The sequence below is a fragment of the Nocardiopsis alba DSM 43377 genome (assembly GCF_000341225.1).
Lineage (GTDB): Bacteria > Actinomycetota > Actinomycetes > Streptosporangiales > Streptosporangiaceae > Nocardiopsis > Nocardiopsis alba.
Genome location: NZ_ANAC01000012.1, coordinates 457776 through 476433 on the forward strand (window position 1 = coordinate 457776; position 18658 = coordinate 476433).

General features: G+C 69.8%; 20 protein-coding genes. 8 read left to right on the plus strand and 12 right to left on the minus strand.

The window, feature by feature from the left end; all coding sequences use genetic code 11:
- Window positions 1–113: 113 nt before the first annotated feature.
- Entirely contained in the window at window positions 114–818 is a 705-nt protein-coding gene (locus tag D451_RS0114555; protein ID WP_017534987.1) for a polysaccharide deacetylase family protein, read from the plus strand.
- 61 nt (window positions 819–879) lie between these two features.
- Here the strand turns inward: D451_RS0114555 and D451_RS0114560 are convergent, their stop codons facing one another.
- Window positions 880–2292 carry an aldehyde dehydrogenase family protein gene (locus D451_RS0114560; protein WP_026125077.1) on the minus strand — a complete coding sequence of 471 codons (1413 nt, stop codon included), beginning with the start codon at window positions 2290–2292 and terminating at the stop codon, window positions 880–882.
- A gap of 141 nt (window positions 2293–2433) precedes the next feature.
- Here D451_RS0114560 and D451_RS0114565 point away from each other — a divergent pair, with 141 nt between their 5' ends.
- Complete coding sequence (locus tag D451_RS0114565; protein WP_017534989.1) at window positions 2434–2985, plus strand: TetR/AcrR family transcriptional regulator; 552 nt, start codon at window positions 2434–2436, stop codon at window positions 2983–2985.
- A gap of 215 nt (window positions 2986–3200) precedes the next feature.
- Here D451_RS0114565 and D451_RS0114570 read toward each other — a convergent pair whose 3' ends face one another.
- The 3 genes from D451_RS0114570 to D451_RS0114580 form a co-directional block, all read right to left on the minus strand.
- Window positions 3201–5189, minus strand: a complete 1989-nt coding sequence (locus D451_RS0114570) for a heavy metal translocating P-type ATPase (protein WP_017534990.1) — start codon at window positions 5187–5189, stop codon at window positions 3201–3203.
- On the minus strand, window positions 5182–5535 hold the full coding sequence (locus tag D451_RS0114575) for an ArsR/SmtB family transcription factor (RefSeq protein ID WP_017534991.1): 354 nt from the start codon (window positions 5533–5535) through the stop codon (window positions 5182–5184). Before D451_RS0114575 ends, D451_RS0114570 begins: the two co-directional genes overlap by 8 nt.
- A gap of 61 nt (window positions 5536–5596) precedes the next feature.
- Entirely contained in the window at window positions 5597–6133 is a 537-nt protein-coding gene (locus D451_RS0114580) for a CGNR zinc finger domain-containing protein (RefSeq protein ID WP_017534992.1), read from the minus strand.
- Window positions 6134–6218: 85 nt separating this feature from the next.
- Here D451_RS0114580 and D451_RS0114585 point away from each other — a divergent pair, with 85 nt between their 5' ends.
- Window positions 6219–7061 (plus strand): alpha/beta fold hydrolase, encoded by an 843-nt coding sequence (locus tag D451_RS0114585; RefSeq protein ID WP_036568112.1) that lies wholly within the window; start codon window positions 6219–6221, stop codon window positions 7059–7061.
- A gap of 376 nt (window positions 7062–7437) precedes the next feature.
- Here the strand turns inward: D451_RS0114585 and D451_RS0114590 are convergent, their stop codons facing one another.
- From D451_RS0114590 to D451_RS0114615, 6 genes are all read right to left on the minus strand, one after another.
- A complete protein-coding gene (locus D451_RS0114590) occupies window positions 7438–7869 on the minus strand; it encodes a hypothetical protein (RefSeq protein WP_026125080.1) in 432 nt (143 codons plus the stop codon).
- 136 nt (window positions 7870–8005) lie between these two features.
- Complete coding sequence (locus tag D451_RS0114595) at window positions 8006–8653, minus strand: NUDIX hydrolase N-terminal domain-containing protein (RefSeq protein ID WP_026125081.1); 648 nt, start codon at window positions 8651–8653, stop codon at window positions 8006–8008.
- A 225-nt stretch (window positions 8654–8878) separates the two neighbouring features.
- A complete protein-coding gene (locus D451_RS0114600) occupies window positions 8879–9454 on the minus strand; it encodes a GlcG/HbpS family heme-binding protein (RefSeq protein ID WP_017534995.1) in 576 nt (191 codons plus the stop codon).
- Between the two features lie 242 nt (window positions 9455–9696).
- Window positions 9697–10254, minus strand: a complete 558-nt coding sequence (locus D451_RS0114605) for a dihydrofolate reductase family protein (protein ID WP_017534996.1) — start codon at window positions 10252–10254, stop codon at window positions 9697–9699.
- A 251-nt stretch (window positions 10255–10505) separates the two neighbouring features.
- Complete coding sequence (locus tag D451_RS0114610) at window positions 10506–11000, minus strand: hypothetical protein (RefSeq protein ID WP_017534997.1); 495 nt, start codon at window positions 10998–11000, stop codon at window positions 10506–10508.
- Between the two features lie 21 nt (window positions 11001–11021).
- Window positions 11022–12071, minus strand: coding sequence for an OmpA family protein (locus D451_RS0114615; protein WP_241463333.1), 1050 nt, complete (start codon window positions 12069–12071; stop codon window positions 11022–11024).
- Between the two features lie 212 nt (window positions 12072–12283).
- Here D451_RS0114615 and D451_RS0114620 point away from each other — a divergent pair, with 212 nt between their 5' ends.
- Window positions 12284–12745 carry a GNAT family N-acetyltransferase gene (locus D451_RS0114620; RefSeq protein ID WP_036568175.1) on the plus strand — a complete coding sequence of 154 codons (462 nt, stop codon included), beginning with the start codon at window positions 12284–12286 and terminating at the stop codon, window positions 12743–12745.
- A gap of 53 nt (window positions 12746–12798) precedes the next feature.
- Here the strand turns inward: D451_RS0114620 and D451_RS0114625 are convergent, their stop codons facing one another.
- Window positions 12799–13539, minus strand: a complete 741-nt coding sequence (locus D451_RS0114625; RefSeq protein WP_241463334.1) for an AraC family transcriptional regulator — start codon at window positions 13537–13539, stop codon at window positions 12799–12801.
- Between the two features lie 36 nt (window positions 13540–13575).
- On the opposite strand from D451_RS0114625, the gene D451_RS0114630 reads away from it, so the two are divergent.
- The 4 genes from D451_RS0114630 (at window position 13576) to D451_RS0114645 (ending at window position 17578) form a co-directional block, all read left to right on the plus strand.
- Window positions 13576–14811, plus strand: coding sequence for an MFS transporter (locus D451_RS0114630; protein WP_017535001.1), 1236 nt, complete (start codon window positions 13576–13578; stop codon window positions 14809–14811).
- A gap of 129 nt (window positions 14812–14940) precedes the next feature.
- On the plus strand, window positions 14941–15597 hold the full coding sequence (locus D451_RS0114635) for a maleylpyruvate isomerase N-terminal domain-containing protein (RefSeq protein WP_017535002.1): 657 nt from the start codon (window positions 14941–14943) through the stop codon (window positions 15595–15597).
- Between the two features lie 188 nt (window positions 15598–15785).
- Window positions 15786–17060, plus strand: coding sequence for a glutaminase A (gene glsA, locus D451_RS0114640; protein WP_017535003.1), 1275 nt, complete (start codon window positions 15786–15788; stop codon window positions 17058–17060).
- A gap of 128 nt (window positions 17061–17188) precedes the next feature.
- Window positions 17189–17578: a VOC family protein gene (locus D451_RS0114645; protein WP_017535004.1), complete on the plus strand. Its 390-nt coding sequence runs from the start codon at window positions 17189–17191 to the stop codon at window positions 17576–17578.
- 133 nt (window positions 17579–17711) lie between these two features.
- Here the strand turns inward: D451_RS0114645 and D451_RS26565 are convergent, their stop codons facing one another.
- Complete coding sequence (locus tag D451_RS26565; RefSeq protein ID WP_017535005.1) at window positions 17712–18530, minus strand: ETX/MTX2 family pore-forming toxin; 819 nt, start codon at window positions 18528–18530, stop codon at window positions 17712–17714.
- Window positions 18531–18658: the final 128 nt, after the last annotated feature.

Sequence of the window (18658 nt, forward strand, 5' to 3'; positions counted from 1 at the left end):
CGCCCTCACCTGGAAGAAGAGGCCTTACTCACTCGGCACGTCCCAAGGGGACCCCCACGTTGTCACCACGAAAACATTCACGTACATTTCGATGCGTGAACGTTACCTCTGTGATGCGTAAGGCCGCCGTCGGTGGGCTCATGGCCACCACCGGTCTGCTCGCCCTGACCACCGTCCCCGCCGGTGCCGCGCCGGAAGACGTCACACCCGACTGCGACGAGGTCAAGTGCGTGGCGCTGACCTTCGACGACGGGCCCGGTGAGTACACCGGGCGACTTCTGGACATGCTCGACGCGCACGACGCCCGGGCCACCTTCTACCTCCTGGGCTCCAACGTGGCCGACCACCCCAACGAGGTCGAGCGCATGGTCAAGACCGGACACGAGGTCGGCAGCCACTCCTGGCGGCACGACGACCTGACCACACTGTCCGGCGAGGAGATCGAGAAGGACCTCGAACGCACCGACAAGGCCATCGAGGACGTCACCGGTCAGACCCCCGCCACCCTGCGCCCGCCCTACGGCGCCGTCGACGACACCGTCCGCGAGGCCGCCGACCGCCCCCTCATCCTGTGGGACGTGGACACCGAGGACTGGAAGAACCGCGACCCCGGAACGATCCTGGACATCGCCGACCGCGACTCCGGCGAGGGCAGCATCGTGCTCTTCCACGACATCCACCAGACCACCGTCGACGCCATCCCCGCCGTCCTGGACAGGCTGACCGACGAGGGCTACACCTTCGTCACCGTCTCCGAACTGATGGGCGACGACCTCGACCAGGGCACCGCCTACACCGACGCCCGCTCCCAGGACTGACCCCGGGCACGAAGGAAGGGGCCCGACCCGCATCCGGGCCGGACCCCTCCTCGACGCCGCCTCAGAGCATCCGGCGCAGGATCTTCTCCTTGAGCTGGGTGATGGGCGCGTAGGCCACCCGCATGGTGTCCATCACCAACGACTTGTCCAGCACCGACTTGGTGTGGGAGAAGACGTCGATGGACGCCTTGCCGTGATAGGCGCCCATACCGCTCTCCCCCACCCCGCCGAAGGGCAGGTCCGGCACGGCCAGGTGGGCGATCGGCAGACCGAAGCCGACCGCGCCCGACGAGGTCTCGGTGGTCAACCGCCGCTTGGTGACGTCGGAGTCGGTGAACCCGTACAACGCCAGCGGCTTCTCGTGGTCGTTGACGTAGGCGATCGCCTCGTCCAGGTCGGCGACCTCGATGATCGGCAGGATCGGACCGAAGATCTCCTCGGCCATCACCGGGCTGTCGGGAGACACCCCGCCCAGTACGGTGGGCGCGATGTAGAGGTCCGCGCGATCGCTGGAACCGCCCACGACCACCTCACCGCTGTCCATCAACGCGGTGAGCCGGTCGAAGTGGCGCTCGTTGACGACCCGCCCGTAGTCGGGGCTCTTACGAGGGTCGGAACCGAACATCTCGGTGATGGCCGCGCCCAGCTCACGCTGGAGACCGGCCGCGGTGTCCCCGATGGCCAGCACGTAGTCGGGGGCCACACACGTCTGACCGGCGTTGGTGAACTTGCCCCAGGCCAGCCGGCGCGCCACCGTCGCCAGATCCACCCCGGGCTCCACGATCGCCGGGCTCTTGCCGCCCAGCTCCAGCGTGACGGGGGTCAGGTGTTCGACCGCGGCCGCCATCACGATCCGCGCCACCGTCGAGTTACCGGTGTAGAAGATGTGGTCGAAACGCTCGGCCAACAGCGCGGTGCTCTCGGGCACACCGCCCTCGACCACGGCGACCGCCTCGGTGTCCAGGTAGCGCGGGAGGAGGTCGGCCAGCGCGTTGGAGGTGGCCGGGGCCAGCTCGCTGGGCTTGAGCAGCACGCTGTTGCCGGCCGCCAGGGCGCCGACCATCGGCGCCAGCGCCAGGTTCACCGGATAGTTCCACGGGCTGATGACCAGCACCGTGCCCAGCGGTTCGCGGACACGGCGGGCCCGGGCCGGCGCCAGGGCCATGGGCACCGAGACCCGCTCGGGCCGCAGCCACGAGGCCAGGTGCTTGAGGGTGTGGTCGATCTCGTTGATGACGAAACCGATCTCGGTGGTGTGCGCCTCCAACGGGCTCTTGCCCAGGTCGTCCTGGAGCACCTTCTCCAGGGTGGGGCGTTCCTCGACGAGCATGCGGCGCAGGGCCCGCAGCTGAGCGCGACGCCAGGCGAGCGGCTTGGTCCGACCCGAGGCGAAGGTCCCGCGCAGTCGGGCGACGGTCTCGGGGATGTCGACGGTCGTGGTCAACGGTTCTCGAGGGGTTTCGGTCGTAGCCATGACTCAGATAGTAAACGAAAACGTTTCGTTTCCAATAGGAACGCGCCTAGAATTATCCCCATGACGACCCATCTGCCGGCCGCCTCCGCACAGCTCTCTCCACGAGGACGACCCCGCGACGCCAGCCGGGACCGCGCGCTGATGGACGCCACACTCGCCGAACTCCAACGACACGGCTACAGCGGACTGACCACCGCCTCCGTGGCCAAACGGGCCGGGGTCTCCACGGCGACCCTCTACCGACGCTGGCGCTCCAAACAGGACCTGGTCGTGGGCGCCGCCCAGGCCTGGGCCGAGAACCTGGGCCCCGACCACGACACAGGCTCCCTCGAAGAGGACCTGGGGGCACTGCTCCACGACAAGGCCCTCGCCCTGGAAGGCCCCTCCGGCCGACTGCTGCGAGCGGTCCTGGGCGAGGCCGCGCACAACCGCGCCCTGGCCGACGTCCTCTTCGACGCCTTCGTCCTCCCCCTCCAGGACAGGGTCTTCGCCCTCCTGGAACGCGCCGTGGCACGCGGCGAGATCCCCCCGGTGGAGGATCCGCTGGTGGTCGCGGAGATGGTGATCGGCCCCATGGTCAGCCACACCTTCCTCGTACCCGAGGGGGAGGCCGACACCCCCGCTCCGGGGCGGGACATCGCGACCCGGCTCCTGCCCTACCTGCTGCGGGCCCTGGGCCACCGCCGCCCCTGAACGGGGAGCGCTCCCGTACTCGAGCGCGGACCCGGCCGTCCACGCACACCCTCCAGGGGCGAGCGGTGTCCACCCCTCGCCCCGAGAACCCGACCCCCGGCGTAAGCCTCCCGTACGTAAGCCCACACCTCGTGCCTACCCCCGTCCGGCCCCACCCACCGAACCGCCGCGCCGAAACAGATCGCATGGCCCGACCTCGAGAAAACACCCGTTCCTCAACGCGCACCGACCGACTCCACCGGCCACTCCGCCCCCTCCGCGTCCAGCACCTCGGTCACCGCGCGCGAACGCCCCGCCCGCACCCCGTTGGCCACCACGACCACCTCGGCCACCTCGTGCACCAACACCACCGCGGCCAACCCCAACACCCCGAACAGCGCCAACGGCATCAGCACCGCGATGATCGCCAGCGACACCCCTACGCTCTGCCACATGATCACCCGCGCACGACGGGCGTGCGCCAACACCTGGGGCAGATGCCGCAGGTCCTCCCCCATCAACGCCACATCGGCCGTCTCCACCGCCACATCGGTGCCCATCGCCCCCATCGCGATCCCCACGTCCGCGCGGGCCAGCGCCGGAGCGTCGTTGACCCCGTCACCCACCATCGCCACCGGGCCGCGCCCACCGAGCTCGGACACCACACGGGCCTTGTCCTCCGGACGCAGCTCCGCGTACACCTCCTCGGCATCGATCCCGACCCGTTCGGCCACCGCGAGCGCCGTGGCCCGGTTGTCACCGGTCAGCATCGCCACCCGATGACCGGCCGCGCGCAACGCCGCCACCGCCCGCCCCGCCTCGGGTCTGGGCTCGTCACGAACCGCGACCGCCCCGATCACACAGCCGTCCTCCTCCACCAGCACCACCGTGGCACCGGCCTCCTGCGCCCGCGACACCGCATCGGCCAACGGACCGGCCTCGATCCACCCCGGACGCCCCAGCCGCAGCCCCACCTCGCCATCGGCCGCACGGCCGATCAGACCGGCCCCCGGCACCGCCGTCACGTCCCGCGCCGGCACCGGATCCCCGATCTCCGCCAGGATCGCCGCCGCCAACGGATGCTCACTGCGCGACTCCAGGGCCGCCGCCACCGCCAGCACCTCGTCACGACCACGCCCCTCGACCGGCACCACCTCGACCACCGCCGGCCGGTTACGGGTCAACGTCCCCGTCTTGTCCAACGCCACCGTCCGCACCCCGCCGAGCGCCTCCAGAGCCGCGCCGCCCTTGACCAGCGCACCCCCGCGCGTGGCAGCACCGATGGCCGAGACCACCGTCACCGGCACCGAGATCGCCAACGCGCACGGCGAGGCCGCCACCAGCACCACCAGGGCACGCTCGACCCACACCAGCGGATCGCCCAGAGCGGCACCGAGCACCGCGATGAGCACCGCCGCGACCATCACCCCCGGCACCAACGGGCGGGCGATCCGATCGGCCAACCGCTGCCCCGCGCCCTTGCGGGCCTGCTCGACCTCCACGATCCGCACCACACGGGCCAGCGAATTGTCCTCGGTCCCGGCGCTCACCGCGACCTCCAGGACACCGGTGCCGTTGACCGTCCCCGCGAACACCTCCGAGCCAGGACCGACCTCCGCCGGAATGGACTCCCCCGTGACGGCGGAATCGTCCAGGGCGCTATGCCCCGACACCACCACCCCGTCGGTGGCCACCCGCTCCCCCGGACGGATCAACAGAGTGTCGCCGGGAACCAGCTCCTCGGGCGCCACCTCCCGCTCCCGACCGTCTCGGAGCACGGTCGCCCTCGCCGGCACCAGATCCAACAGCGCCCGCAACCCCCGCCGGGTACGCGCCACCGAGTAGCCCTCCAGCCCCTCGGCGATCGTGTACAACACCGCCAGGAGCGCGGCCTCGGCCACCTCCCCCAACAGGACCGCGCCGACCGCCGCGATCGTCATCAGGGTGCCCACCCCGATCCGATCCCGGAACGGACCCGAACGGAACAAACGGCGCAACGTTCCCGGCACGAAGGTCCACCCGGCCACCACCAACGCCAGAGCCCACAGAACGTGGACGATCGTGTCGGGAACCCCCAGCCACGACCCGGTGTGACCGGCGGCCAAGGGGATCAGCGCCACCGCCGCGAAACGGATCTCCCGCACACCCCACAGCGTGCTCGGACCCGACTCCGTACCGCCGGCCTCCTCCGGACGATCGGACGAGCAACCACAGGTGTCACTCATGAACGGTCGCCACCCCGTACTCCGGGCACAGCGCGACGGCCTCGCCCGTGGCCTCCAACAGACGCTCGGCCGAGGCCAGCAGGTCGAGGAGCTCGGGCCGGGCCAGCCGGTAGAACACCTGACGCCCCTCGGGTCGCCCCTCCACCAGACCGCAGTCGCGCAGACAGGCCACATGCGCGGAGATCGTGGACTGGGCCGACCCCAGCCGCTCGACCAGGTCGGAGACGCGGGCCTCCCCTTCGGCCAACCGACGCACGATCGCCAATCGGGTCCCGTCGGAGAGGCTACGGAAGAGGGCCTCGGCCGCGCCGGTGCCGGGGGCGCACCCCTGCTGATTCATCGCCATACAACGATCATATCGCCGCCAGACGATGAATCAGGGCGCGGGGCGACCGAGACCGGGAACCTCAGCCGCGCCGCCGCTCCCGATAGGTGCGCATCTTGTGCCGCGCCCCGCAGATCTCCATGCTGCACCAGCCACCGTTGCCCGCCGGAGAACGGTCGTAGAAGACCCACCGGCACTCGGGCGACCGACACACCTTCAACCGCGCCCGACGATCGGCCAACTCCGCCACCGCCAGCACCGACAACACCTCGGCCACCACACGACGTACCGGCTCCTCCGTGGCCACCGGCAGCACGATCTCCCCCTCGGCGCCCCACCGCGGAGCCCCCAGAAGTTCGCTCGACAGGCCGGTGAGATACCCGGCCGCCTCTCGATCCCCCTCCAAATGCCCGCGCACCGCCTCACGGGCACGTCGCAGCCAGGTCAGGGAGTCGACGTCGAGCGCTTCGGCGACCCCGGGCAGATCGCGCGCGTTCGCCCACGCGCGCGCCGAGTCGAGGGAAACGAGGAGGTCCTCCCTCTTCAGAAAGCGGGCGGAGTTACAGAGCCCCTCGATGAGCGCCAGGTCTCCGGGGGCGGGTGGACGGTCGTAGGCCATACCCCAGAGGTTACCCCCTTTACATGAATGACGGTAACGCTCTACGGTTACCCCCATAAGCGAGATAGCGGTAACGGAGGAGATCATGACCGAGAAGAGCGACGCCCTGGACCGCTGGACCCCCGACGAACGCTTCGCCTCGCCCCACGGAGAGGTGCGCTGGACCCGCGCCGGCCAGGGACCGCCGGTGGTCCTGATGCACGGCACCCCCTTCTCCTCCCACGTGTGGCGGGAGATCGCCGAGGCCTTGAGCGGCCACTACTCCGTCCACCTGTGGGATATGCCCGGCTACGGCCGGTCCGAGATGAGAGAAGGACAGGACGTCTCCCTCGCCGCCCAGCAGGAGGTCTTCACCTCGCTGCTGGAGCATTGGGGGCTGGAGCGACCCCGCGTGGTCGCGCACGACTTCGGCGGCGCGGTGGCCCTGCGCACCGCTCTGTTGGATCGCGTCGCCTACGACCGGTTGGCCCTGGTCGACGCGGTGGCGATGCGCCCTTGGGGCAGCCCGTTCTTCCGGCTGGTCAACCGCTCGGCGGAGGTGTTCTCGGAGCTGCCCGAACACCTGCACGAGGCGCTGGTGCGCGCCTACATCGCCGGATCCTTCCACCGGGAGCCGAGCGCGACGACCCTCGATGCCCTGGTCCGTCCCTGGCTGGGCGAGGTCGGCCGGGCGGCGTTCTACCGTCAGATCTCCCAGGCCGACGAACGCTACACCGCCGAGTTCGAACCCCTGCTGGGTGAGTTGGAATGCCCGGTCACCGTGCTGTGGGGCGAGGAGGATCCCTGGCTTCCCGTGGAGCGCGGGCGGGCCCTGGCCGAGGCGATCCCGCAGGCCGACCTTCGGCTGATCCCGGGCGGCGGGCACCTGGTCCAGGAGGATGCCCCCGCTCCCCTGACCGCGGCCCTGATCGACTTCCTCGGGAGGTGAGCGGGGCCCTTCGATGTGGATGTCGATTCGACGCCACGATCCCCGAACGGACCCTTGTGGGTTTGGTGCGGCGAAGCCGCTCCCTTCTGTTGTCGGGGTTCAGGCGTGAACCCAACCCCCACCTTGACGACGTAGATTTACATTATGGCGAGAGGGGCCCGGTGAATCCCCCGATCCCGGCCCCTCGAAGCCTTGCCGGAAAGAGCGGCGCCGCCTTCCGGATCGGGGCGCGGCGCCCCTCTCGCTCCGCCCCCGAAAGTCCGCCTTCGCCCCCTCTCCCCTCCCCTGAGCGCTCTTTCGTTCACCTACCTCGAAGCGAGCAACTCCCTTCACTCTCCGCCGTCGACGGTCAGCTCGTTCGGAGGCGACGAGGCCTTCACGACTCGAACTGTCGCTTGACCAACGACGGCCCCTCGAACTCTTCGGGGATGGCGTCCATCAGCACCTCGTCGACCGTCTGGCCGAGCCGCTGGTTCGCATTCCGGCGCCGGCCCTCCCCCATCGCCACGACGTACTCGCCGTTACGGCGCATCTGGTCGACGTAGACCTGGGCGGCCCCGACGGGGACCGGCCTCTCATCGGTGAGGTCGTAGATGGTGAACTTGAGATGGCGGTCGCAGCTCTTCTCATAACCGTCATAGAAGAGCCTGCCGACCTCGAAGGGCTGAGGGGTCTGCCTGTTGTACCCGACGATGGTCGGGATCGTGTTCTCCCACCGCCAGTACAGCTCCTTCAGGTCCGCGCGCAGGGGGCCGATCCCGGCTTTGGTCCCGCGTAGCCAGAGGGTCGGGGCCTCGGTGTCGCTCATGGTCGTCCTGTGGTCCTCGTGGTCGGGGTACGGCCGGAGGCCGGCCGTCACCGACTCTTCCAGAACCACGCCGTGAGCAGGGCCGAACCGAGCAGATCCCCGTTCGACGAGAGCCCGGCCGAACAGCGGGTCCGGGTCAGTCGACGTGAGCCGGGCCGGGAGCGGACCAGTGTTCGTGCAGGAGCTCGATCTGTTCGGGCACGACCCGTGCCACCGACAGTTCCGGCAGGTCGTCCACCTCGAACCAGCCGGCGCCGCTGGTCTCCACGCTGGTGAAGTCGGTGTCGACCTCCTCCACCGGCTCACAGACGAAGAACAGCTTGTAGACGTGCCGGTCGTAGGTCGGAACGTGCGGCCACCGGTGCCGGTCCAGGACCCCGGCGAGATGGATCGCCCGAACCGCTACCCCGGCCTCCTCTTCGACCTCGCGCTCGATCGCCTCCCGAGGGCTCTCCAGGATGTCGCACCATCCGCCGGGCAGGGTCCAACGATGCCGGTCGGAGACCTCCCGCACCAGCAGCACCCGTCCCGAGGCGTCGAAGACGCCACCGCGCACGTCGAGTTTGGGGGTGGTGTATCCGGCGACCGAGGCGACCCGCCGATCGTAGGCGGGCGGCTCTTCGGCGGAGACGGTCGCCATCAGGTCGCGGGCCAGGGAGCCGATGCGGTGGAAGCGTTCGATGTCGAACCGGTCGGTGCAGTACGCCAGCCCCGACTCGGTCAGCGCGGTGAGCTCCATCGCGACGCGTCGGATCTCTTCGGCGGACTGGGGAGAGGTGCTCACGCGGCTCCCTGGGCTCATGTGGTCGGTGAACGGCTCGGCCACATGCTCGCACAGAGTCACCGGGAACGGCCCGACCTGGAGCCCGGTGTGGACTCACACCGGACCCGCTCACGCCCCCGAGGCATCTTCGCACGCCGTCCCGGTAGGTATGTCCGCGAACGAAGAGGAGTCCGAGGTTCCGCGGTCAGGCCGGAACCCCGGACTCCCCGCCCGTGCTGGAGCCGGCTAGTCCCGGTAGGTCTCCAGAGCGTGGAGCGCGGCCCGGGCGATCTCCTCATCGATCGCGCCGTCCGGGGCTCCGCCGACGCCGATGCCGGCGATCGGGGTGCCGTTCGAGATCACCGGGACCCCGCCGACGAGGAACAGGGTGCCGGGGATGTCGGAGAGGTTGGGCTCGTCTCCGGAGGCGCCTTCGGTGAGGGCGCTGGTGGGCTGTCCGAAGGAGACCGCGGTGAACGCCTTGCGCTCCGCCGATTCCTGGGTCTGCGGGCCGGCGTTCTCGGTCTTGAGCACCAGGCGGGTGGAGCCGGAGCGGTCCACGATGGCGATGGTGACCTGCTGCCCCTTCTCGTGGGCCGCGTTCAGGCCGGCCTCCGCGGCGGCCAGGATGGCGTCGGCCTTGAGCACCTCCTGCTGCGCGACGGCGTCGGGGGACACGGTCCGGTCGTATCCCTCGGAGGCGGCAGCGGCGGCGGGGGCTCCGGGGAGGCCTTCGGGCATGGCGATGGTGGCCAGTCCGCCGAGCACGGCCAGGCCGACCGCTCCGCCGGCGATGCGTGCCGCTGCGGCGGGCTTCAGCATTGTCTCTCCCTGCTTTTCAATGATCACGGAACGTGATGATCGTAGGTACACCGGAGCGGATTTCCCGGCCATGACAGGGCCCATCGGCGAGTTTTCCGCACCGGTAAGCGGGGTTGGGATTCCGATAACGGGGCGAAGCCAGGGAAAATCCCCACCCCTGTAACGCGACCCCTTCTTTCAGGGGCGCGTGGCCGGGTATCCCGCCCCGGCCACGCGGTCGAGGGAAGCGTGGCGGGGGTCGCCTACCGGACGTCGTAGGTGACCTGCATCATCCCGTTGTCGAAGCGGCGTGCCCGGTCGAGCGAGAGGTCGAGCCGCAGGCCCTCGGGGAAGATCGGTGTTCCGGCGCCGACGATGGCCGGGCACACCAGCACCTCGACCACGTCGACGCGGCCGAGGCGAAGCGCCTCTCCGGCCAGGGTCGGCCCTTCGATGGTCAGGTCACCGGAGGCCTCGGAGATGGCCCTCTCGATGGCCTCGATGGTCAGCTCGCGCTCCAGCCGAGTGCGTTCGGTCCACACCTTCGGCAGGGTCCTGGAGAAGACGATCTTGTCGGCGGCCTTCCACATCCTGGCCCAGTTGGCGGACTCCGGTGACTGGTCGGCGGTGGTGGGGTCGGTCTCCCAGACGGCCATCGTCTCGTACATGCGCCGCCCATAGAGGAAGGTGCTCGCCCGGGCGGCGTCCTCGGTGAGCGCCGCGATGACCTCCTCGTCGGGGACGGCCCAGGAGAAGTCGCCCTGGGGATCGTTGATGTAGCCGTCGAGTGAGGAGGCGACCGAGTAGATGACGCGGGACATGGGATGGGTCCTTCCTGATCGGTTTACCCGGGAAGACCTCGGCGGCGGACGGAACTCATCGCCCCGGCCCGGGTGGATTCTCCCCGGTGCCCTCGACCGGCCGGCCCGCGTTGTCTCCCACGGGCCCCGACGGGTGGCTCTCCTCTCTTCCTTCCCCTTGAACACGGCTCTCACCATGGCCCCGACATACCCGTGTGAACCGACACCACCGTGCCGGGGACGCTCCGTCCGCGCCCCGGCACGGTGTGCGGTCAGGTGAGGGGCACGTCGGTCACGTCGCCGAAGTCGGGGACCTCGACGGTGACCGTCTCCAGGTCCGCGGGCACCGAGTACAGCGACCAGTAGGTGAGCGTGGCTCCGGGGTCGAGTCGGGTGTCGATGGTACCGACGGTGTCGCGGGTGCACAGGCAGGCGGACTCGGAGTTCATCGCGGGGTGGAAGCGGGTGCGACTCTCCTCGTCCCGCAGGGTCACCCCGGCGAAGCTCTGTCGGTCGAAGTCCAGGGAGGTGTCCTTGGGGTTGATCGTGATCCGCTCGGTGCCCTCGTTGCGGACGCTCCACAGCAGGGTCGCGTAGGTGCCGGAGGAGTCACGGCTGAGCTCGTTCACCTCCAGCACCAGGCCGGCGGTCCTCTCGTCGACGCCGGTGGCGCTGCCGACGTGGTCGAGGGTGTCGGCGGGCGCGGCCGTGCCGGTGGCCAGGAGCGCGGCGGTGGTCAAGGTCAGGAGTGCGGCGGTGCTCTTCATGATCGGTTTCCTCACGAGGTCCTACTTGGCGAAGGTGACGGTGACGCGGCGGTTCTGGGCGCGACCCTCGTCGGTGTCGTTGTCGGTGACGGGGTCGGCCGAGCCGTGTCCGTCGACGTCGTAGGTGATGCCGGAGCGATCGACGAGGTCGTTCAGGGCCGTCTCCACGGCCTCGGCCCGCTCTCGGGAGAGGGGGACGTTGACCGAGTCGTCGCCGGTGTCGTCGGTGTGGCCGTCGATGGAGACCCGGTCGGCGGAGGAGATGTCGATCTCGGCCGCGACCCGTTCCAGGCTCTGTGCGGCGGCGTCGCCGAGTTCGGCGCTGTCGGTCTCGAAGAGCACGTCGGCGGCGAGTTCGTAGGTCACCTCACCGTCGGTCTCGTGACGTTGGTAATCCGCGACGACGGTGTCGGTCGGGTGGGTGAGATCGAGGATCACGGGGGCGTCGGCGCCCGGGTCGGGGATCTCCTCGTCGGCGTCGGTGAGGGGAACACCGTGGAAGGGCGCGGTGATGGGGGTGAGGACCGCCATGGTCTCGACGCCTTCGGGCGGGGCGGGGAAGAGGACGGTGGTGGACTCCACCACGCCCGCACGGATACGCCGGTCGGGGAACTCCTCGCAGACACAGTCGCCGCCCACGGTGAGGGGGAGGTACTGCCGGTCGGTGGTGACGTCGAGGAGGGTGAGCCCGGACAGGTCGTATCCGCCCAGGTCGTTGTCGCGCAGGTTCTTGAAGTGGCGGATGTCGTCGGTGGTGTGGTTGCCGACGCCGACGGTGAGGCGGAGCGCGTCGCTTCCGACCCGTTCGAGGGCCTGGATCTCCACTTCCAGGTCAGAACCCCAGGCGGTGGAGGTGGTGGTCGATCCGACGGGGAGTTCGACGGCCTCCTGGGCGGCGGTGCCTTCCGTGGAATTCGCGGTGTCGCCACCGTCGCCGGTGTCATCGGCCCCTTCCTCGGGGGTGTTTCCGATCAGTCCGCATCCGGTGAGCAGGAGCAGGAGGGCTCCGGCGGAGGCCGCGGCCCTGAGCCGGGCTCGGGGTGAGGTGGGCAGGGCGGGGGTGTGTTCCATGTCCATCTACCTGGGTTCCCATAGAGCCAACACATCGTTGGCTGTTTGCTTACTCTTGACGCATACGACTCCACTGGAATCCTTCTGGTTCCCATATGAGTTTGTTTTTTCACTTCCTGGGTTGCTCTATAGCCACAGCAGGCTCAGGAGGGTGCTCACTCCCCCCACGGCGCGGCCCGGGAATGTCCGTGGCCGCCGGCAGGCTTCCCCGCATGAGCGACCAGGTACGTCTACGGGAAGTGGAACCGGCCGATCTCGAGGTGTTCTTCGCCTACGAACACGACGAGGAGGCCGTGCGGCGTTCACGGTTCCCTCCGCGTGATCGGGAGGCCTTCATGGAGCACTGGCGGACCCGGGTCCTCGGCGACCCCGATTCCTTCGTGCGGGCCGTCACCGTCGACGGTGAGCTCGCGGGCAACCTGGTCTCGTGGTCCATCGAAGGGCGACGTTTCCTCGGCTACTGGCTCGGGCGGCCCTACTGGGGCCGGGGCGTCGGCGGTCGGGCCCTGGCGCTGTTCCTGGAACAGGAGCGGACGCGGCCTCTGCGCGCCGACCCCTTCGTCGAGAACACCGCCTCGGTACGACTGTTGGAGAGGCACGGCTTCCGTCGCGAGGGGACCGTCCGGTACGGCGAGGACGAACATCTCATGCTGGTGCTCGACGAGGGGTGCTGACGGAGCGGCCCGGGCCTTCGGGAAGCGGCCCTACCGCCGGGGCGACCCTGAGGTCACCGGTACAGCGAGCCGGGGGTGCGACCGAAGGCCGCCTGGAACGCGACGATGAACGCGCTGGGCGAGGAGAACCCGCACGCCGCCGCGGCCTGGGTCACGGTCCGGCCCTGGGCCAACAGCAGGCCGGCCCGGTGCAGGCGCAGTTGGGTGCGCCAGACGGTGAAGCCCATACCCACGGTGTCGTGGAAGAGCCGTGACAGGGTGCGTTCCCCCACCCCGATCCGGCGGCCGAGTTCGCCCAGGGTGGGCGAGGAGGTCATGTCGGCCTCCAGCACCGCCTGGACCTCGCGCAGGCGGGCATCGCGCAGCACCGGCACCATCGTGGCGGGTTCGGGGGCCGGGCGGATCCGGTCGATGAGCACGGCGAGCATCCTCCGCTGTTCGGGCGAGACCGCGGGGCCCGTCTCCGAGCAGGCGATCAGCAGCTCGCGGAAGAGCGGGTCGACCAGGACCGGCGCGGGCTCGTGCCCCCAGGGCCGTTTCCGCCGGGCGGGCACCCCGACCAGGTGCACGCGTGTGGCGCCGTGGACCCGCCACCGGTGCTCCGTGCCGCCGGGCACCCACACGGCCCGATTCGAGGGGGTGAACCACGTTCCGCTCTCGACCATCACCTCCAGCACCCCCGAGCTGGAGTAGATGAGCTGGTGATCGTCGTGGCGGTGCGCGTCGACGTCCTCCCCCGAGGTCAGCCTTCGGGTCTCGGTGGGGGCGATCGGCACATGGCGGATTTTCGACATCACCCGGCAGGATACGGAAAGCGCGCCCGTGGTCGGATGAACACACTGGAGGGCATGCTCTCCTCCGTCTCCCGTTCGGCCCGCGCTGGCGCCCGCCTGCTGGCCTACTCCCACGCCACCGTCGACTTCTATCAGGGCGCGGTGGCCGCCCTGGTGCCCTTCCTGGTGTTGGAGCGCGGCTACGACTACGCCGCCGCTGCCGGTGTCGTCCTCGCCGGTTCGCTATCGTCCTCGATCGTGCAGCCTCTGTTCGGGGTGCTCGGCGACCGGTGGACGATGCGATGGTTGATCCCGGTGGCCATCGTGCTGTCGGGTGCGGGCATCGCGGCGATCTCGGTGTCGGAGTCGGTGTGGGTCACCGCCCTCCTGGCCGGCCTGTCCGGGGTGGGTGTGGCCGCCTACCATCCCGCCGGAGCGAACCGTTCGCGTCGGATCAGCGGCGACGACCACGTCGTCATGTCGTGGTTCTCTCTGGGCGGCACCATCGGGTTCGCGGTCGCGCCGCTGTTCGTGGCCGCGACCGTGGGCGTGTGGGGGCTGGAGGCGACCCCGCTGCTGCTGGTCCCCGCCCTGACCGGGCTGGCGGCCGTGGCACTGATCGGCCCCGTGACGGGATCGGCCGAACGGACCGGGAAGGCGTCCCGGGCCGGGCACGCCGGTCGTGACGACTGGGGCTCGTTCTCGATGATGACGGTGGCGATCGTGTGCCGGTCGGTGGTCTTCGTGGGTCTGGGCTCCTTCCTCGTGCTGTTCGTGCACGCCCACGCCGGCCTCGGGGAGACGGCCGCGGCCACGTCGCTGTTCGTGTTCTACCTGGGCGGGGCGTTCGGCACCGCGGTGGGCGGCCATCTGGCCCGCCGGTGGGCGCGCGTCACGATCCTGCGCTGGTCCTACGCATTGGCGGTGCCCGTTCTGGCGGGTCTGCTGTTCGTCCCGGGGCCGGCGGTGTTCGTGTTCATCGCGTTGACCTCGCTGGTGCTGTACGTGCCCTTCTCGCTGCACGTCACTTTGGGTCAGGACTATCTGCCCCGGCGCATGGGCACCGCCAACGGCGCCACTCTGGGTCTGGCGGTCTCGGCGGGCGGGTTGGCCTCTCCGGCCATCGGAGCGCTGGCCGACGAGGTGGGCCTTCAGGGCGCGCTGCTGCCCTTGCTCGTCCTGCCCGCCCTGGCCTGCCTGGTCCTGGCCCGAGTCCGGGAGCCGGTCTCGGCCACCGTCGCGGCCGAGGCGAAGAGCTCCTCGCCCGCCGACCGCCCCTCTCCGGCCCCCTGAGGGGGACATCGTGGCCATGGACCACGAAGGCACGCCGACCGCCCCACCCCCGTTCCGCCCGGTGGGGGCGCCTTCCCCCACCGGGCGCGGCGTCTTGCCGGCCCCTCCCGCCCGCACTACCGTGCCGCCGTGGATCTCTTCGCCTACTCTTGGGCGGCGCTGCGCGCGGCCGTCGCCGATCTGCCCGACGAGGACTTCGCCCGCCCTTCCGGTTGTACCGGCTGGCTGGTCCGGGACCTGGTGTTCCACCTGGTCATCGACGCCCAGGACGTGCTGATCACCCTGGCCACCCCGACGGAGGCCCCGCCGACCCGGGACGCGGCGACCTACTGGGACGTCTCCGACTCCCCTCCCACCGGCGACGGCCCGTTCGACGCGCTCACCGTCCGACTGGCCACCGCCTACGAGGAGCCGCGGCTGTTGAGGTACCACCTCGACGACCTCGGTTCCGCGGCGGGCCGCGCCGCCGGGCTCGCCGACCCCGATCTGCGGGTGGAGACCCAGGGCGAGGTCCTCACCGTGCGCGACTATCTGGACGCGTACGTGCTGGAGTGGACCCTGCACCACCTCGATCTGGTCGCCCATCTGCCGAACGCCCCGAGGCCGGCTGCGGCGCCCCTGGCCCATGCCCGCCGGTCGCTGGAGCGGATCGCCGGTGAACCGTTCCCCGAAACCCTCACCGACGAGGCCGTGTTGCGGGTCGGCACCGGACGCCGCGCCCCGACCGAGGCGGAGAGCTCCGCCCTGGGGACGATGGCCACGCGACTCCCCCTCGTCCTGAGCTGAGCCCTCGTGCCCGCGTCGGCCCCGGCGAGGACCGTCCGGTGGTATTCGGACGACACGCAGGCGAGCGACGGCGGGCCGTGGTGGACCGGCGGTTAATCTGAGGCCCGCCCACCCCACCGGCGTCCCCTTCCGGGAGGAACCCGGCGGATACGGGACGCGGGAACCGACCCCGAGACAGGACCGCCTTGATGCGCTCACCGATCCTCGACTACCTCGACGCGATCATCGCCCAGACCGCGCACGTCGTCTCCGGGGCCCCGGCCGACTACATCCCGGAGCTGGCCTCCGCCGACCCCGACCGGGTGGCGGTCGCGGTCTGCACGGTCAACGGGACCGTGTACGCGAGCGGCGACGCCGACGACCTGTTCAGCATCCAGTCGATGTCCAAACCCTTCGCCTACGCGCTGGCGATCGAGGACCGGGGGATCGACGACATCCTCGACCGGGTGGGGGTGGAGCCCAGCGGCGAGGCCTTCAACGAGCTGTCGTTGGATCCCGAGACCGGCCGGCCGCGCAACCCGATGATCAACGCGGGCGCGATCGCCGTCCACGCGCTCGTCGACGACCGGGAGGCTCCGGCGATCGACCGCCTGCTCGGCCTCTTCTCCGACCTGGCCCAACGGCCGGTCGAGATCGACGAGGCGCTGGCCGCCTCCGAGCTGGCGACCGGGGACCGCAACCTGGGGCTCGCGTACCTGCTGCACGCCTCGGGCCGTCTGGCCCGGGATCCGGCCTCGTCGGTGGAGGGCTACGTCCGCCAGTGTTCGGCGTCGGTGACCGTGCGCGACCTGGCGTTGATGGCGGCGACCCTGGCCAACGGCGGCGTGCAGCCCAACACCGACAAGAAACTGTTCAGCAGGCGCACCACCCGGCATCTGTTGAGCGTGATGGCCTCCTGCGGCATGTACGACGCGGCCGGTGACTGGCTGACCAGCGTGGGCATCCCCGCCAAGAGCGGTGTGGCCGGAGGCATCATCGGGGTGCTCCCCGGGCAGATGGGCGTCGCGGTGTTCTCCCCGCGCCTGGACCGGCACGGCAACAGCGCCCGGGGCGTCGTGATGATGGAGAAGCTGTCCGAGGATCTGGGCCTGCACCTGATGGAGCCGGGGCGCCCGTCGCGTTCCTCGCTGCGGGAGACCCGTAAGGAGGTCGTGGAGGGGGAGCCGACCACGATCTACGTGCTCCAGGGCGACATGGTGTTGAGCAGTATCGAGGCGCTCGTGCACGAGCTGGTCGAGAACCCGCCGGCGACCGACGTGGTGGTCTTCGACATGAGCCGGGTGGACGAGGTGCTTCCGGTGGCGCGCAGGACCGCGGCCGAGACCGCCACCAAGATGATCGACGGCGGGTACCGGATCATCGTGGTCGATCCCGAGGAGACCGTACCGGCCTTCCATGACAGCCGGGGGCGTTCGGTGGAGCGCTGGACCTCCGAACGCCTGGAACTCGCCCTCCGGAGCTGAGAAACCCCATGGACGCGCTGCCCCGTCCCGGGATAGGAACGTCCTCGTCACGGTGCCCCGGTGGCCTTCTCCCTCGAAGGCGCCGGGGCCGCCCGCGACGGACCCGTCACTCACCCGGAAGGTGCCCCATGGCCGCCAAGTTCACCGAGCTCGCGATCGATTGCGCCGACCCCCGGGCACTCGCCCGCTTCTGGTGCGCGGTACTCGACTACGAGGTCCAGGGCGAGGAGGAGGACGGTGTGATCAGCATCGGCTCCCCCGAGGTGCCCGAGGGGAGGGAGCGTCCCGGGCCGGTGCCGCCGGTGTTGACGTTCGCGCGTGTGCCGGAGGGCAAGGTCGTCAAGAACCGGCTGCACATCGACGTCAACCCGACCGACCGGGATCAGGGGGCGGAGGTCCGTCGCCTGCTCGACCTGGGGGCTCGGCGCACCGATGTCGGACAGGGCGAGGTGAGCTGGGTGACGCTCATCGATCCCGAGGGGAACGAGTTCTGCGTCCTGGCCACCCGCTGCCCCTGAGCAGACACGCACGTGGCGCGGGGCTCCCCCGGCCGTGTTCGCACCGCACGGGTATCGGTGGTGACCTCGTCGAGAATCGAACGAAGGGGCCTGCGCGCTCGAACGTGCACGGGCCCCTCCCTCGTCGGGTGCTTCACTGTTCCTCGTGGTGCTCTTCTTGCGATGACTCCCCTTCGGAGGAATTCTCATCCTCTTCGGAGGCGTTTCCGTTGGTCTCCTCGGAAGGGGCCTTCGGATCCGCCCACTTGAGGTCCCGCATATCGAGCGGAGTGGAGTACTTGGTATGGGCGGGAAGGACACCGAGAAGGCGCCCGGTCTTCGGGTCGGTCAACTCCACCTTGGAATCAGAGTAATACCCGACCTGAAGATCTTCCGTGAAGCTGCGCTCCGTCGACAGGTTTCCGGAATTCAGGATATTGTTGATGGGCGACCACCAGAAATGGTGACCTTCGTGTGTGGGGTTGTAGTTGTAGGCGGTTCCCCCGTTCAGGGTCGCCTTGTAGATGATGCGGTAGTTGAGCACGCCTCGGGTCGCCACCAGTTTGGCGACCACCGACTGCCCCGGGTTCAGGGTCACCTTCACCCCGGAGGTGGTACCGACGGTGGTCGATTTCTCTTCCGTCTTCTCCTGACCCCACTGGTGCGTGTAGCTGAACGACGTGCTCCCGCCGCCGCCCGCCCCCAGGAACTTGACATCGTAGTTGAACTCCTGCGAGACCTCGATCGAGTGGGTGCTCGACCACGTGTTGCTGACGGTGTTGGTGACCTGCTCGCTGATGCCGGCGTCGAATTCCGCCGGGATGGAGCTGTTGTTGGTCAGGGTCTTCGTGGCCACGATCACGGGCTCCGACTGGATCCCGGTGACATAGGCCTGACTCGGGGAGGTGTAGGTGTGGACCTCGCGCCAGCCGTACGTTTTGTAGAGATCACCCCAGGGCGTGGGGCTCTTCACGAAAGCATCGTTGGGTTGCCTCCCCCGGTTGGCCCCGATGGCCCTTTTCAGAGAGGCGTCCCCGATGTCTTAGAGCTCATCTCAAAAGCCCTGCGAGACGACTCTGAACCTGCCATGATCACGGACTG